The following is a 15,280-nucleotide window of genomic DNA, read 5'->3' on the forward strand; positions in this document are numbered from 1 at the left end:
CGGCGGTACCATTGCCGTCTGTCGGCGAGAGGTGGCGCAGCACGGCACCCCTCCCGCAACTCTACACGATGCCGCGCAGCTCGGCCACGAGAGCGCGGCGCCGATCGTTCAATCCCAGTTCCAGCCCCACCGGGTAGGTGTGGGGGTTCAGCATGCGCAGCTGGGTCTCGTCCAGCGTATCCAATCCGGCCACGGCCCGCGTCCGCGCGGCCATGGCGTTGCGGAACCGAGGGGCGAGCACCACCGCTCCCCCACGGGCCAAAGGCTCGAGCAGCGTCTCGAAGCGCAGGCCCGCCAGGTTCTTCTGGCGCAGGTCGTCCATGGGATCCACGATGACCTCGCGCGCGTCGGGCTCGACGTTCACGTCGAACACCATGTCCCCGGCCACACGGCCGTCGGCGTGGTAGTAGCGGCGCACGTCGAGCACGCCCGGCGTGGTCAGCTTCGCCGCCGACTCCGATATCTTCAGGCGCATCTCCCACGGCGCGCCCGCCCTCGAACGCACGGCGGCCAGCTTGTACACACCGCCCAGCGTCGGCTGGTCGTAGGCACTTGCGAGCTTCGTGCCCACCCCGAACGACGTCACGCAGGCGCCCTCGTCGAGCATCGACTGGATGGTGTACTCGTCCAGATCGTTCGACAGCACGATGCCGCAGTCGGAAAGACCGGCCGCGTCCAGCATGCGCCGGGCCATCTTGGAGAGCCACGACAGGTCGCCCGAGTCGATGCGGATGCCCGCCAATCGCTCGCCCCGCTCGCGCATCTCCAGACCCACCGTGATGGCGTTCTCAATGCCGCGCTCCACATCGTAAGTATCTACGAGCAGCACGCAGTTGTTCGGGAACGCCTGCGCGTAGGCGCGGAAGGCCTCCAGCTCGTCGTCGAAGGACATTACCCAGGAGTGCGCGTGGGTACCCGAGACGGGGATGTCGAACAGGCGACCGGCGAGCACGTCGGAGGTGGAGGCGCAGCCCCCCACCACCGCGGCCCGACTCGCCCACACCCCGCCGAGCCCCTGGGCGCGGCGCAGCCCGAACTCGGCCACGGGGCGCCCTTTGGCGGCCCGGCAGACCCGGGCGGCCTTGGTGGCGATGAGCGTCTGGAAGTTCACCATGTTCAGAAGCGCCGTCTCGATGAGCTGGCACTGCAGGATGGGTCCGGTCACGCGCACGATGGGCTCGTGGGGGAACACGATGGTGCCCTCCGGCACCGCGTCGATGTCCACCGTCAGGCGCAAATCGGCCAGGTAGGAGAGGAAGTCGCCGGAGAAGAGCCTGCCGCCGCCCGGGGCATCGAGGCCCGCGAGGTAGGCGATATCCTCCTCGGTGAAGCGGAACTGCTCCACCATATCGGCCAGCTGCGCCATGCCGCAGGCCACCGCGTAGCCCCCCTTGAAGGGGTAGTCGCGGAAGTACATGGTGAAGCAGGCCTCCTCGTCGGTCTTGCCCGCATCCCAGTAGCCCTGGGCCATGGTGATCTGGTACAGATCGGTCAGAAGCGCGTAGTCCACGTTCATCTACTCGGCCCCTCCCTGGCTCGGCGCGCCCGCGCCGCCCGCGCCGCCGGCACCCGCGCCGGTATCCTTGGGCTTGCGGCTGCGCCGACGACGGCGCGGCTTGCGCGTGCTGTCGGCCGCCTCGCCCGATGCGCCCTCGGCCCGCTCGGGGCGGGTCGCCGACAAGCCCGACGACTTCTGCCCGGGCCGGGCACCTCCGCGGGACTTGCCGGCACCCGAGCCGCCCTTGGCGCCGCTACTGGAGCCACCGCCCTTGCCGCCCCGCGAGCGGCCCTGCCCCTGGGAGGCGCGACCCTCGTCGGGGCGCCCAGCGGCGTCCTTCGCACGGCGCGGCCGGCGCGGCTTGGGCGCGCTACCCTCGGGCACGCCCTCCTCCCGCGAGGTGGACACGCGCTCCAAGGCACGCCCGTCCTCGGCTGAGGAGAGCTTCGTGGAGCGGCGGCGCTTGCGGGGCGCCGGCGTCGCGACCGCACCCGAGCTGTCGCCGCGGCCGCCGGAGCGCTTGCTCCGCCCCCGGCCGCCCTCGCCGCCGCGGGTGCGGCCCGAGCCGCCACCCGACCCCTTGCGCGACGATCCGCCGCCGGTATGGCGTACCTTCCCGCCTTCGGCTAGCTTGTCGGAGCCGGTGAACTGGCTCGTCGAGAAGATGAGCGCCTCGCCCAGGCCGCTGCCGTGCTCGGCCGTAGCCTCTTCCCAGGCCTCCTCGCCCACGGAGTTGGGGCGGTTGGCGCCCTCGGGCGCCGGGTCGAAAGCGGCAAGCGGCACCTTCACCGGCTTCTCGCCCTCCACCTTCAGCGTGATGATCTCCTGGGGCACATCGTGGTCGATCACCTTGGCCGGCCCTAAGGGAGTCTGTACCGTGCCGTTGAGCTTGGGTGCGCGGCCCTTGAAGTCCTTGTAGGCGTCGAACTCGTAGCGCAAACAGCACATAAGACGCCCGCACAGCCCCGAGATCTTCTGGGGGTTCAGCGAGAGCCCCTGCTCCTTGGCCATGCGGATGGACACCGGGCAGAACTCGCCGCCGAGGCGCTTGCAGCACAGCTCCTGGCCGCAGTGGCCGATGCCGCCCACCATGCGGGCCTCGTCGCGCACGCCGATCTGGCGCATGTCGATGCGCACGTGGAAGCGGCTGGCCAGCTTGCGCACCAGCTCGCGGAAGTCGATGCGCTCCTCGGCCTCGAAGTAGAAGACGGCCTTGTCGCCGTCGAGCAGAAACTCCACCGACACCGGATGCATGTCCTCATGGGCCTCCCGCGCCATCTCCTTGAAGATGGGCAGAGCATCCCGGGACTTCTCCTCCATCTCGCGCGCCCGCTCCACATCCTCCTCGGTGGCGATGCGCTCCACCGGGCGCAGGGCGCTCTTCAAGGCGCGCACCTGCTCCTCGGGCACCTCGATCGTCTCGCTCGCGGCGATGCCGAACTCGGTGCCGCGGGCGGTGCGCACCACCACGGGCATATCTTTTTCTATCTCCAACTCGCCGGGATCGAACCACAGCGTCTTGGGGTTGAAGGTCAAGTTAATCGGTGCGACCCGAACCATGGACAACCTCTCTTACGTCGAACAGCAACGCGTCGATGCACGTTTCCGGGGATACATTATAGGCAAGGGCACGCTCGCACTCGTCCACCTTGGCGGCGGCTGCGGCCAAGCGGCCCGCATCGGCACCCGAGAACAGGCTGACGAGGGTATCGCGCACATCGGCGTTCACCACTAAATCGGGCGTGCCGGAGGCCACCATCATGCCGTCGCGCAGCCACGAGCGCACGATGGAGGTGGTCTGGCGCAGATACTCGGTGGTCTTCGCCGACAGCGCCCGCTTGTTGCGGGCCTCGATCTGACGGATGGCCGACTTCGCGAGGAAATCCGCGTTCTCGGCCAGCTCCGCTTCCTGGGAGGCGCGCACCTCGTCGAGGGGCGCTTGGGAGGCCTTCAGAATATCGCGGGCCATCTCCACCACGTCCCAGTCGTCGGCCTGGCCGAGCCGCGCGAGAGCGGCCAGAAGCCGGCTGCGGAAGGACAGCCGCTCGTTGCCCGGCGCCTGCAGGAAGGCCACGGCCGCCGTGATGGATCCGCCGCAGGCCTCGATGGCCATGCGCGCCTGATCGGGGGCGGCGCCGGTGTTCTGCACCACGATGCCCGCAGCCTCCGAGGCCGGGATATGGCGGAAAGGAACCACCTGGCAGCGAGACACGATGGTGGGCAGCACCGACTCCCGGGTGCGCCCGAGCAGGATCATCACCACGTCGGACTCGGGCTCCTCCAGCGTCTTCAAGAAGGCGTTGGCGGCACTCGCGCCCAGCTGGTCCACGCGATCCAGGATGTAGATCTTCTTATCGGCCTGGATAGGCGCGAGCGACACGTCGGCCACGATCTCGCGCACCTGCTCCACCAAATACCCGGTGGCGCCCTCGGGGGCGAAATAGCGCACGTCGGGGTGCTTGCGGCGCATCACGCGGTCGCAGCGGTTGCAGTCGCCGCACATGCCGCCGCGCGGACCCTTGGGGCCCTTGGGGCACAGAAGCGCCTGGGCGAGCGCATAGGCTGCGAGCGTCTTGTTGGAGCCCGCGGGCCCCACGAACAGGTAGGCCTGGGTCACCCGCTCGGACACCACCGACGCGCGCAAAAACTCGCGCACCTTCGGCTGGCCCAGAATGTTCTCGAAGGCGTCAGCCACGGCGCGCCCCCTTCTTGCCGTCCTTGGGGCCGCCGCCCTTGCGAGAGCCGCCCTTGCGGGAACCGTCCTTGCGGCGGTCGCCGTCCTTGCGGAATGCAACCGCCCCATCCGCGCAGGGGCGGCTCCTATCGCCCGGATGGGCGTTCCCGGAAGCCGCACCGCCCCTGTGCGAGCGCGAGCGCGCACGGCGCTTCTTGCGCGCCTGCTCGCACCGCTCGCGGTGCTTCTCCTCCATCACCCGATCGACGAGGGCTTCCAAGGCCGCGCCGTCGCCCTGCAGGGCCGCAGCCGCCTCGGGCAGAAGCGGCGCCACAGCGGCGAGCACGGCGCGGAAGGTGGCAACCCGCTGCCGCTCGGAGCGCACCGTGCGCACCCGCTCAGGCTCGGCGGCGGCCACCGCCGCGAACCCGTCGGCCACCCGTCGATGGAATGCCTCGCCGGCCTGTTCCAGGCGATCGGTTCCGGCGCGGCGCTCCATACGCGAGCGCACCGTCGCCTCGGGTGCCGCCAGCAGCAGCGTGACGTCGGGCGCGAGACCATCGCAGGCGAAGCGGTTGGCCGCCTCGATGAAGGCACCATCGAGCCCGCGGCCAGCTCCCTGGTAGGCTACCGTGGAGTCGTAGAACCGGTCGCACAGCACGATGGCGCCCCGGCTGAGCGCGGGTTTGATCACCTCGTCGACAATCTGGGCGCGGGCCGCCTCGTAGATGAGCAGCTCGGCCCGGTCGCTCATGGTGCCGTGGGCCGGATCGAGCACCACGCGCCGCAGCGCCTCGCCCACTGCCGTGCCGCCCGGCTCGCGCAGACGCAGCACCGTGCGCCCATGCTCTTCCAAAAACCGCGCGAGGAAGCGGATCTGGGTGGACTTGCCCACCCCGTCGCCCCCCTCGAAGGTGATGAAGACGCCGCGCGCCGGTGCGGCCGGGGCGGAAACCTCCTCGGCGCAGGCCGGCGCGCCGGAGAGCCCGCCTTTGGTTTCTTCCCGCTTCGCCACGGCGCCTAGGCCTCGCTGCGCGCGCCCTCGGCGCTCGCGCGCACGGCGGCGGCCACGGCATCGGCCACGCGCGGATCGAAGGGGTTGGGCATGATGAAGTCCTCGGAAAGTTCCTCGTCGGACACGAGATCGGCCAGGGCCCGGGCGGCGGCCAGCTTCATGGGCTCGGTGATGCGCTCGGCGCGGGCCTCAAGGGCGCCCTTGAAGATGCCCGGGAAGGCGACGACGTTGTTCACCTGGTTCGGGAAGTCGGAACGGCCCGTGCCCACCACGCGGGCTCCGGCGGCCTTTGCCTCGTCGGGGAAGATCTCGGGCGTGGGGTTTGCCATGGCGAACACGATGGCGTCGTCGGCCATGGAGGCCACCATCTCGCCGGTGATGGCCCCGGGGGCCGACACGCCCACGACGATGTCGGCGCCGGCCATGGCATCGGCGAGCGTGCCCTGCATATCGTCCATATTCGTCACCGCGAGCATGGCGCGCTGGGCGTCGTTCAAGCCCTCGTAAGCCGAGCTCACGATGCCGAAGCGGTCGCACAGCGTGACGTTCTCGAAGCCGTAGGCCAGCATGAGCTTCGCGATGGCGATGCCCGCCGAGCCCGCGCCGTTCACCACCGCGCGCACATCGGCGGCGTCCTTGCCCGTGAGGCGCAGGGCGTTGATGAGCCCCGACAGCACCACGATGGCCGTGCCGTGCTGGTCGTCGTGGAACACCGGGATGTCGAGCGCGTCGTTTAAGCGCTCCTCGATCTCGAAGCAGCGCGGCGCGGCGATGTCCTCCAGGTTGATGCCGCCGAAGCCGGGCGCGATGCGGATAACCGTCTCGATGATCTCCTCGGTATCCTGGGTATCCAGGCAGATGGGGAACGCATCCACTCCGCCGAACCGCTTGAACAGCACGGCCTTGCCCTCCATGACGGGCATGGCGGCCGCAGGCCCGATGTTGCCGAGGCCGAGCACGGCGCTGCCGTCGGTGACCACGGCCACGGTGTTGCCCTTCAGCGTACAGTCGTAAGCCGCCTCGGGGTTCTCGGCAATCACCTTGCAGGGCTCGGCCACGCCGGGCGTATAGGCCACGGCCAGGTCATGGCGCGTATCGATGTCCATCTTCGGATCGAAGGCGATCTTGCCCTTCCAGTCCGTATGTTTCTGCAGCGCTTCAGCGGCGATATCCATGGGTTCCGAATCCTTAGAACGTTTTCTCCCGTCTAACCTGCCCATTGTACCCGAACCACCCGCGCGCCGCCCCTCCTGCGCACAAGTTCCACCTAAGAGGGCTCGCACGCCGGCGCCGAGGCCCTCCCCCACGTCGGCGTGCGCTACACTGTTCCCGTCGAAAGGATTTCCATGAACGCAGACAACCCGAACGGAGCCGCCCGGCACTCGAGCGGCGGCGTGAAGGCCGCCGGCCCGCTTGCCGCCGATACCGTCGCCGGCGCCGTCTACGACGCCGTCCGCACCTGCGCCGTCACGCTGCGGCCCGACTTCCGGCGCGCCATCGAGGACGCTCGCGCCCAGGCCGCACCGGCAGGCCGCACCGCCGGCGTGCTCGACCGCATCCTGAAAAACGCCCGCATCGGCGCGGAAGATGCCGTGCCCATCTGCCAGGACACCGGCAGCGTGTGGGTGTGCCTGGAAGTCGGCGAGGAGCTGGCCGTGCCGGGAAACATCTTCAGCGGCGTGAACGACGCGGTGGCCCGGGCCTACACCGACGGGGCCCTGCGCATGTCCCTCGTGCGCGACGCGCTCTTCGACCGCGCCAATACCCGGAACAACACCCCGGCCTTCTGCGAGCTGAAGCTCGTGCCCGGCGCCCATGCCACCCTGCACGTGCTTTTGAAGGGCGGCGGCTCGGACAACGCCTCCCGCGTGGTCATGCTGCCGCCGGGGGCCGGAGCCGCCGGCGTGCGTAAGGTCGTGCTCGACTGCGTGCGCGAAAAGGCCGCCAACGCCTGCCCGCCCCTCGTCATCGGCCTGGGCGTGGGCGCCACCTTCGACAAGGTGGCGGGGCTTGCCAAGCACGCCCTGCTGCGCGAGGTGGGAAGCCCTGCCGCCAGCGCCGAGGCCGCGGCCTTCGAGGAGGAGCTGCTCGCCGAGGTGAACGCCCTCGGCATCGGGCCGGCAGCCTTAGGCGGCTCGCCCACGGCCGTGGCCGTGCACCTGGAGACGGCCCCCTGCCATATCGCCGCGCTGCCCGTGGCCGTGAACATGGGCTGCTGCGCCATGCGCAGCGCCTCCGTCCGACTCGTCTAAGGAGCACCCATGGCGAAAACCGTATCCCTCACCCTGCCGCTTTCCCGGAAAGACGTCGCGAACCTGGAAGCCGGCGACGAGGTGCTGCTCTCGGGCCCCGTGTACACCATGCGCGACGCGGGCCACGAACGCGCCCTGCAATGTCTGGAAGACACCGGGCAGCTGCCCTTTAACCTGGAGGGCGCTACGCTCTTCTACGCCGGCCCCACGCCGGCCGCCGCCGGCCGCCCCTTAGGGTCGGTGGGCCCCACCACCGCCAGCCGCATGGACTTCGCCACCCCGCAGCTGTTCGCCGCCGGCATCGTGGCCGCCATCGGCAAGGGCAAGCGCAGCCCCGAAGTGGTGCAGGCCTGCAAGGACACCGGCAGCGTGTACCTCTGCACCGTCGGAGGCATCGCGGCGCTTCTGGCCAAAGCCGTCACCGCAAGCGAGATCGTGGGCTGGGACGACCTCGGCACCGAGGCCCTGCGGAAACTCACGCTGAAAGACTTCCCCACCTATGTCGCCGTCGATACAAAGGGAAACGATCTCTATCGCGAAATAGAGACCGCCGCCCAATAGAACCCAGCAAAGATCACCATGCGCGAAGCGCTCGGAGGTGCCCGCTCGCAGACCTCTGAGCGCCCCGCGGAGAACGCCGTTATTAAAAGAAACAGCCCCACGCCAGCATCAACGATGCCGGGATGGGGCCATCATGCGTGCGTTCCTCCCGCTGTTTCCTTTAACGGCGTTCGCAGCGGGACAGAGCGCTCAGCGGGCTGCGAGCGGGCACCTCCGAGCGCTTCCCAACAATTTCCTTAATCGCGTTCGCAGCGGAAACAGCGCCCAGCGGGCTGCGAGCATCCACCGCCGGGCGCTTCCCAACAATTTCCTTAACGGCATCCGCAGCGGGACAGAGCGCTCGGTGGGCTGCGAGCGGGCACCTCCGAGCGCTTCCCGGAAACGTTACTTCTTCTTAGCCGGAGCCTTCTTGCCGCCCTTCTTGGCCGCCTTCGCCTTCTCCTCTTCCTCCTTGCCGGGGCAGTCGAAGTTGGGGCAGAGCTTCCAGGGCCCGCGGGCGGTCTTCACCACCACCATGGGCGCGCCGCAGTGCTCGCACACCTCCTCGGTGGGGATGATGTCGCCGTACTGGGGCAGCGGGTAGCGCGTGGCGCACTCGTCGAAGTTCTCGCAGGTGATGGAGCGCTTCAGCGTGCGCGGGTTGCGCCGGGCGATGAGCTGCTTGTCCAGGCCGCGCTCGGCGCAGACGGGGCACTTGCCCACCACCACCTCAGGCTCCTGGTTCGTGGGGCAGTTCGGGTCGATGCACTGGACGCGGGGCTTCGCGCGGAAGGCCGTCACCTTCACCTGGGGCATGCCGCAGGTGGGACACTTCTCGGGCACCGCCTCGATCTTGCCTTTGGGAAGCGGGTAGGTCACGTCGCAGTCGGGCCAGCCGGCGCATCCGATGAACATCGACTTGGTCTTGTGGCTCGCCCGCAGCTGCAAGTCCTTGCCGCACTTGGGACACGGCCCCACGTAGGCGTCGGCGGCCACGGCATCCGACAGGGCCTCGGCCACTTCCTCGGAGTGGGGCATGAGGCTTTCCAGCTGCTCGGACAGAAGCTCGCGCGACTTCTCCACCACCTCGGCCTTGGTCACCTCGCCCTCGGCGATGCGGTCCATGGAGTGCTCCAGCTCGGCAGTCATCTCGGCGTGGGTGATGTGCGGCGCGAACTTGTCGAGAGCCTCAATGACGGCGATGCCGAGCTGCGAGGGCTCGATGGGGTCGTTCTGCACGTACTTCACCTGGTAGAGGCGCTCGATGATGGAGGCGCGGGTGGACTTGGTGCCCAGCCCCAGCTTCTCCATCTCCTGCACGAGCTTGCCCTGGGAATAGCGGGCCGGCGGCTCGGTCTGCTTCTTCGTGCAGGTAGCGCCGTTGAAGGCGATGGTGTCGCCCTCGGCCATGGCGGGAAGCTGCTCGTCCTTCTTCAGGCCGTAGGGGTAGATGGCGCGGAAGCCGGGCACCGCCAGCACGTCGCCTTTGGCCACGAAGGGCTCGCCGGCCACGTCCAGCGTCACCTTCGTGCCCTCCACCGTGGCTGGGCCCGACAGCGTGGCCAGAAAGCGGCGCGCGATGAGGTTGTACAGCTTGTAGTCGGCCGGCGCCAGATCGTCGGGCGTGGCCGCTGCCGTGGGGTACACCGGCGGGTGGTCGGTGGTCTCGGTCTTGCCGCGGGTGGCCTTCAAGGGGCCGGCGGCCAGAAGCTCGCGGCAGTAGGGGCCGTAAGCCGGGTTCGCGGCGATGGCGTTCACCACTTCGGCCAGGTCGAGCGAGTCGGGGTAGACCGTGTTGTCCACACGGGGGTAGGAGATGTAGCCGTCCATGTACAGGCTCTCGGCGATGCGCATGCAGCGCGCGGGGCTTATGCCCTCGGCCGAGGCGGCCGCCATGAGCGAGGTGGTGTTGAAGGGCACGGGCGGGGCCACGGTGCGCTTCTTCTTCTCCACCGAGGCCACACGCGCGCTTACCGCGCCCGCGACGTGCTCCATGGCCGCGTTGGCCTCGGCCTCCACCTTGAAGCGGGCCGTGGCGTGCGGGGCCTCGAAGGCCTCGGTGCCATCGCCGACAGTGGGACCGGCCGTCGCGCCGGCATCGAAGGCGCCGCGGATGACCCAGTAGTCCTCGGGCACAAACGCCATGCGCTCGCGCTCGCGCTCGACGATAATGGCCAGCGTGGGCGTCTGCACGCGGCCCGACGAGCGCACGTTGCCGTAGCCGGCGAACTTCACCAGGGTGAGGTAGCGGGTGAGCACCGCGCCCCAGATAAGGTCGATGTCGCGGCGCGACCCGCCGGCCGCGGCCAAGTCGTCGTCCATGGGCACCAGATTCGCGAAGGCGTGGGTGATCTCGGGCTTGGTGAAGGCCGAGTAGCGGGCGCGGGATACGGGAGCTGTGGTGTTCACCTCGCGGCAGCACGACAGCGCGTCGGACCCGATAAGCTCGCCCTCGCGGTCGAAGTCGGTGGCGATCACGATGGAATCGGCCTTCTTCGCCAGGTTCTTCAGCGAGCGGATAATGTCCTTCTCCTTGGGCAGCTTCTCGATGGGCGCGTAGATGAGATAGGGCAGCGCCTCCATCTTCCAGCCCTTGAGCTCCACGCCATCGGCGGTGAAGGGCTTCTTTTTCTTGAAGGGCGGGGTGGGCAGGTTCGCGGGCAGCTCGGCCGGCAGCGCCTCGCCCTCGGCGGTCACGCCGGACCAGCCGCCGCGCTTCTTATATATGAGGGACGGCGTGAAATCGGGCTCCAGGATGTGGCCGCGCAGGCCGATGGTCACCCACTCCTCCCCGTCCACATCGAATCGGTAGACCGGGGTGTTGAACACCTTGTCGGCCGTCGGTTTCGCGGCCCCCAGCAGATCGGCGATCTTCACCGCCGCGTCGTTCTTCTCGGTGACAACCAGCTTCACGGGCTTATCTCCTCCTTCGTGGCCGCGCGGGCCTTCAGCATTCGCACGATGCCCCATTCAAGTTTTACGTGCGCGGGGTTTGTATGGGCGCGGGGCGGCCCGAATGGTGGCCGCGTTTTTGCGCGGGGCCTAGGATACACGATTTCGCCGTCACGGCAAGGGGTGCCCCGGCGCGGCTTCAGGTTCCGTTCAGACCCGTGGGCGTTTACTGTGGGTCTGATCGGCAACCTTTGAAGATGCTGCGGGGGATTTGTGAAGCGCCGCCGCGCAGGGTACCATGGGCCTACGGCACCGTCGAATCGCACGACAGATTCGCCGAAACCGAGCAGACACGCATCACCGACGGCGCCCTTTCACGAGAGACGAGAACCCCCGGCCACCGTTCGCGCCGGGTAGCGGGAATGCCGGGGAGGACTTCCATGACCAAAGCCATCAAGGGCCTTCTGGCCCTCATCTTCGCCTTCATTGTCATCGTCGCCGTCTTCGGCATTCTGCCCCAGCTGGGCATCGGCTCGCCCTTCGCAGGCCTCGGCAACCTGGAGAATCCCCTGGCCGGCCTCATGGAGGGCGGGAAGAACGCCGCCGCCAACGCGGCGCTCGACGCCACGGGTCTGAAAAGCAAGGCCAAGGCCGCCCTCGAGAACAACCGCGACAAGATCGCCGCGGCCACGGGCATGTCGGATGCGGAGGTGGACGCCGCCATCGCCGGACTCGACATCGACAGCTGGGAGGTGACGAGCCTGCCCGATGGCGCCACCGAGACTGGCACCTCCTCCATCAGCTACGGCGGCACCGACGCCACCGTGACCACCTACGACGACCCGAGCGTGGTCACGGTGGACGCCTACGGGCAGAAGGTCACCCTCGCCGTGCCCGCCTCCGCCCAAGACTACCTGCCCTATCTGGGATACTTGGGCTAGACCACCGCATCGGGGATATCCGGGCCGGCTGCCGGCTGCAACCCGCAACGCGCGCGATGCGCCTGAAAGAACACGGGGCGTCTTGATCGGCAAGGTGCCCCGTTTTTTTGCAGCCGATCTACCGCGCGCCCGTGAGGCGCTTCTGGTAGGCGCGCACGAACTGCGAGAGGGTGAAGCACACCGCGAAGTAGATAAGCGCCAGAAGCCCGAAGATGGCGAAGATCTGCACCGTGGAGTTGAAACTGTTCATGAGGATCATGCCGCGGCCCATCAGTTCCTGCAGCGCCATGGCGCCCCACAGATACGACGTGTCCTTGATGGTGGTCACGAACTGAGACAGCAGCGCCGGCACCATGTTGCGCAGCGCCTGGGGCAGGATGATGAGCACGTACATCTGCGGGGCCGAGAAGCCCTGGGAACGGGCCGCCTCGTACTGGCCCGCGGGCACGCTGGCCAAACCCCCGCGCACGATCTCGGCCACCGAGGCCGCTGTGAACAGGGTGAACGCTACCACGGCTGCGGGCAGGGGCGGCAGCTGGGCCACGAAGAACGTGAACATGATCCACAGCAAAAGCGGTGTGTTCTTGAACAGCTCCACGTAGGCGATGGAGATGCCGCGCATCACGCGCAGCCGCGAGCCGCGCATGATGGAGATGACCGCGCCGAGCACCACCGAGCAGGCGATGGACAGCGCCGAGATGACGAGCGTGAGCCCCAGGCCCTCCAGAAGGAATCGCAGGTTCGTCCAGGTGAGCAGCGCTATGATATCGCTCATTTCCGGCCTCCTCTCCCGCGACGCGCGCCGCCGGCCTGACGCCGCCGATCCCGCGAGGCGAAGCGCTTCGCGTGGCCCTTGCGGGGCTTGCGGGGGCGTGGATAACTGCCGTGGGCCGGGTCGGGCCACGCCCCGCGGTCAACCCCGTACAGCTCGGCGTAGGTGAGGTAGCGTCCCTTGTCGCTCACCGGCGGCACGAGCGAGGTCGTGCCCTCCATCATCGTCGTCACGCCGCCGGCCAGAGCCGCCGCGGCCGCCCGCCCGGTCAGGTCGTGGGTGCCCGGGGTCACCTCGGCGCCGTCGGCCTCCAACACCTTGGTGGCGTCGCCCGTCACCACGTGGCGGTGGCTGCGCATACGGTGCTCCAGGTACACCGCCGCCCGCGACAGGGGGAAGCAGATGGCGAAGTACAGCACCGCGGCCGCCACGTAGGCCGGCCCGTAGTAGCTCGTGTCGCCGGCGAAGGAGTTGGAGAAGTACATAAGCTCGCCGCCGGCGATAAGGGCCAGCACGCTCGTGTTCTTCACCAAATTCGCCGCCTGCACGGCCAAAGGAGGCAGGATAATGCGCATGGCCTGGGGCAGAATGACGAGCATCATGGTCTGCAGGTAGGTAAAGCCCTGGCTCTTTGCCGCCTCGAACTGCCCGCGGTGGATGGACCCGATGCCGCTGCGCACCACTTCGGACATGTAGGCGCCGTGGTACACCCCGATGGCCAGCACGCCGATCCAGAACGACGCGAGCGAGAGCCCCAGCAGCGGAAACACCGCGTACAGCACGAACACCTGCAAAAGCAGCGGCACGTTCTGCACCACCTCCACGTACAAGCGGGCCACACCGCGCAGGGGCTTGAAGCGCGACACCGACAGCATGCTGAAGGCAAACCCCAGCGCCAGCGCCAGCACGAGGGCGCCGGCCGAGATACCCACGGTGGTACCGAAGGCGGCGAGGATGTCGGGCCAGCGCACGAAGAGCGCCTCCCATTTGTAGGGCGCGAAGATCTCCCCCATCACGCACCTCCCCCGCGCACCGGCGCATCGTCGGCCGCATCCCCCGCGCCGAGGCCCACGCTGCCGGCCGCCTGCTCCGCCTCCATGTCGGCCTCGGTCACAAGCGACAGCCCCCAGCGTTCCTTCAGCGAGGCCAGCGTGCCGTCGGCCTCCATGGCCGCGATGGCGGCGTCCACCTGGCCTGTCAGCTCGCTGCCCTTGGCTGTGGCCACGCCGTACTCCTGGGGCGCGAACTGCGTGTCCAGAAGACGGGTCGTGTCGTCCTGATAGCCCAGCAGAATGGAGCGGTCCACCGAGAAGGCGTCCACCCGTCCCACCACGAGCGCGATCTTGATCTCGGGATAGGTGGCGTACTCGGCGAAGTTCAGCGCAATGCCGAGCGCATCGGCCGCCTCGCGCAGCTTGTCCTTCGTGGTGGCCGACAGCGCCACGCCCACGGTCTTGCCGTCAAGGCCGGCCAAATCCGAAATACCGGAGTCTTTCTTCACGAGAATGCCGATGGTGTCGATGTAGTAGGGCCGCGAGAAATCGTAGCTGCGGCAACGGTCATCGGTGATGGTGAAGGTGGCCAGCGCAGCGTCGAGCGCCCCGTTGTCCAGCATGGCACCGCGGGTGGTGGCGTTCACGCCGGTGAGCTCGAGCGCGTTCGCATCGCCCTTGATGCGGGCGGCGAGCTCCCGGGCCACATCCACCTCCAGGCCCTCCACGTTGCCGGTCTCGGGGTTCTGGAAACCGAAGCCGGGCACGTCTACCTTGGTGCCCACCCGCAGCACGTCGCCGGCCGACGCGCAGCCGGCCATAGGCAGTGCGGCGCCCAGGGCCACCGCACCGGCCGCCGCAGCCGCCGAGCGCACGAAGGCGCGGCGCGTGAGAAGTCGTTTTCCCATGGCAGCCGCCCCCTACAGTATCTTTGAGAGGAAGGCCTGCACGCGCTCGTTGGAGTCGGGCCCGAACAGGTACTCCGGCGTGCCGGCATCTACCACGAGGCCGTTTTCCATGAACACCACCTTGTCGGCGGCATCGCGGGCAAGGCCCATCTCGTGGGTTACCATCACGATGGTCATGTTCGTCTCGGCAAGCGACTTGATGACGTCGAGCACCTCGTTCACCATCTCCGGGTCCAGCGCGCTCGTCGGCTCGTCCAACAGCATGATCTTCGGGTGCATGTTCAGCGCCCGGGCGATGGCCACGCGCTGCTGCTGGCCTCCCGAGAGCTGGTCGGGGTACTTGTCCAGCTTGCTCGTGAGCCCTACGCGCTCCAAGTACTCCAGCGCCCGCGCCTTCGCCTCGGCGGCGGGCACCTTCAGTACCTTCTCGGGCGCGAAGGTGACGTTTTCCAGCACGGTCTTGTGCGGGTACAGGTTGTAGCCCTGGAACACCATGGCCACCCGGCTTGCCAGGGCGCGGCTGTCCGCCTTGCGGGCCATAAGGTCCATCCCGTCCACGGTAAGCTCGCCGGAATCGGGGCGCTCCAGCGCGTTCATGCAGCGGATGAGCACGCTTTTGCCCGAGCCCGATGGCCCGATGACGACCACCTTCTCGCCCTCGGCCACATCGAGGGACACGCCCTTCAAGGCCTCCACGTGGCCGAAGTTCTTTTTGAGATCTTTCGCGGAGATAAGAGGCTCCATCACATCCCACGCTCCTATCTAGCACGTTGCACCGAATAGATTAGTGGGATTG

General features: G+C 68.4%; 13 protein-coding genes. 3 read left to right on the forward strand and 10 right to left on the reverse strand.

The genetic code is table 11. The annotated features are described in order from the left end of the window. Positions 1 to 61 precede the first annotated feature (61 nt). The 5 genes from C811_RS08270 to C811_RS08285 are packed head-to-tail and all read right to left on the reverse strand — an operon-like array spanning position 62 to position 6,362. A complete protein-coding gene (locus C811_RS08270) occupies positions 62 to 1,516 on the reverse strand; it encodes a nicotinate phosphoribosyltransferase (protein WP_016309103.1) in 1,455 nt (484 codons plus the stop codon). After that, on the reverse strand, positions 1,517 to 3,058 hold the full coding sequence (locus C811_RS08275; RefSeq protein WP_016309104.1) for a PSP1 domain-containing protein: 1,542 nt from the start codon (positions 3,056 to 3,058) through the stop codon (positions 1,517 to 1,519). It lies immediately after the preceding gene. Next, complete coding sequence (locus C811_RS08280) at positions 3,036 to 4,193, reverse strand: DNA polymerase III subunit (protein WP_016309105.1); 1,158 nt, start codon at positions 4,191 to 4,193, stop codon at positions 3,036 to 3,038. Before C811_RS08280 ends, C811_RS08275 begins: the two co-directional genes overlap by 23 nt. Continuing rightward, the gene (tmk, locus tag C811_RS0103190; protein WP_016309106.1) at positions 4,186 to 5,187 is read right to left on the reverse strand and encodes a dTMP kinase; all 1,002 of its coding nucleotides are present in this window, start codon (positions 5,185 to 5,187) and stop codon (positions 4,186 to 4,188) included. Before tmk ends, C811_RS08280 begins: the two co-directional genes overlap by 8 nt. 5 nt (positions 5,188 to 5,192) lie before the next feature. Next, on the reverse strand, positions 5,193 to 6,362 hold the full coding sequence (locus tag C811_RS08285; RefSeq protein ID WP_016309107.1) for an NAD(P)-dependent malic enzyme: 1,170 nt from the start codon (positions 6,360 to 6,362) through the stop codon (positions 5,193 to 5,195). Between the two features lie 171 nt (positions 6,363 to 6,533). Here C811_RS08285 and C811_RS08290 point away from each other — a divergent pair, with 171 nt between their 5' ends. Then, positions 6,534 to 7,439 carry a fumarate hydratase gene (locus C811_RS08290; protein WP_016309108.1) on the forward strand — a complete coding sequence of 302 codons (906 nt, stop codon included), beginning with the start codon at positions 6,534 to 6,536 and terminating at the stop codon, positions 7,437 to 7,439. Between the two features lie 9 nt (positions 7,440 to 7,448). After that, on the forward strand, positions 7,449 to 8,000 hold the full coding sequence (locus C811_RS08295; protein WP_016309109.1) for a FumA C-terminus/TtdB family hydratase beta subunit: 552 nt from the start codon (positions 7,449 to 7,451) through the stop codon (positions 7,998 to 8,000). A gap of 384 nt (positions 8,001 to 8,384) precedes the next feature. Here C811_RS08295 and C811_RS08300 read toward each other — a convergent pair whose 3' ends face one another. Next, positions 8,385 to 10,892, reverse strand: a complete 2,508-nt coding sequence (locus C811_RS08300) for a DNA topoisomerase I (protein ID WP_016309110.1) — start codon at positions 10,890 to 10,892, stop codon at positions 8,385 to 8,387. A gap of 419 nt (positions 10,893 to 11,311) precedes the next feature. Between C811_RS08300 and C811_RS08305 the strand changes: the two genes are divergently transcribed. Further along, the gene (locus C811_RS08305; protein ID WP_016309111.1) at positions 11,312 to 11,812 is read left to right on the forward strand and encodes a hypothetical protein; all 501 of its coding nucleotides are present in this window, start codon (positions 11,312 to 11,314) and stop codon (positions 11,810 to 11,812) included. Positions 11,813 to 11,930: 118 nt separating this feature from the next. On the opposite strand, the gene C811_RS08310 is transcribed toward C811_RS08305, so the two are convergent. The 4 genes from C811_RS08310 to C811_RS08325 are packed head-to-tail and all read right to left on the reverse strand — an operon-like array spanning position 11,931 to position 15,228. Further along, positions 11,931 to 12,587, reverse strand: coding sequence for an amino acid ABC transporter permease (locus tag C811_RS08310; RefSeq protein ID WP_016309112.1), 657 nt, complete (start codon positions 12,585 to 12,587; stop codon positions 11,931 to 11,933). After that, complete coding sequence (locus C811_RS16205) at positions 12,584 to 13,597, reverse strand: amino acid ABC transporter permease (RefSeq protein ID WP_016309113.1); 1,014 nt, start codon at positions 13,595 to 13,597, stop codon at positions 12,584 to 12,586. The genes C811_RS08310 and C811_RS16205 overlap by 4 nt, the downstream gene beginning before the upstream one ends. Further along, a complete protein-coding gene (locus tag C811_RS08320; protein ID WP_016309114.1) occupies positions 13,597 to 14,484 on the reverse strand; it encodes a transporter substrate-binding domain-containing protein in 888 nt (295 codons plus the stop codon). The genes C811_RS16205 and C811_RS08320 overlap by 1 nt, the downstream gene beginning before the upstream one ends. A gap of 12 nt (positions 14,485 to 14,496) precedes the next feature. Next, complete coding sequence (locus tag C811_RS08325; RefSeq protein WP_022926460.1) at positions 14,497 to 15,228, reverse strand: amino acid ABC transporter ATP-binding protein; 732 nt, start codon at positions 15,226 to 15,228, stop codon at positions 14,497 to 14,499. Positions 15,229 to 15,280: the final 52 nt, after the last annotated feature.

The organism is Adlercreutzia caecimuris B7, assembly GCF_000403355.2.
GTDB lineage: Bacteria > Actinomycetota > Coriobacteriia > Coriobacteriales > Eggerthellaceae > Adlercreutzia > Adlercreutzia caecimuris.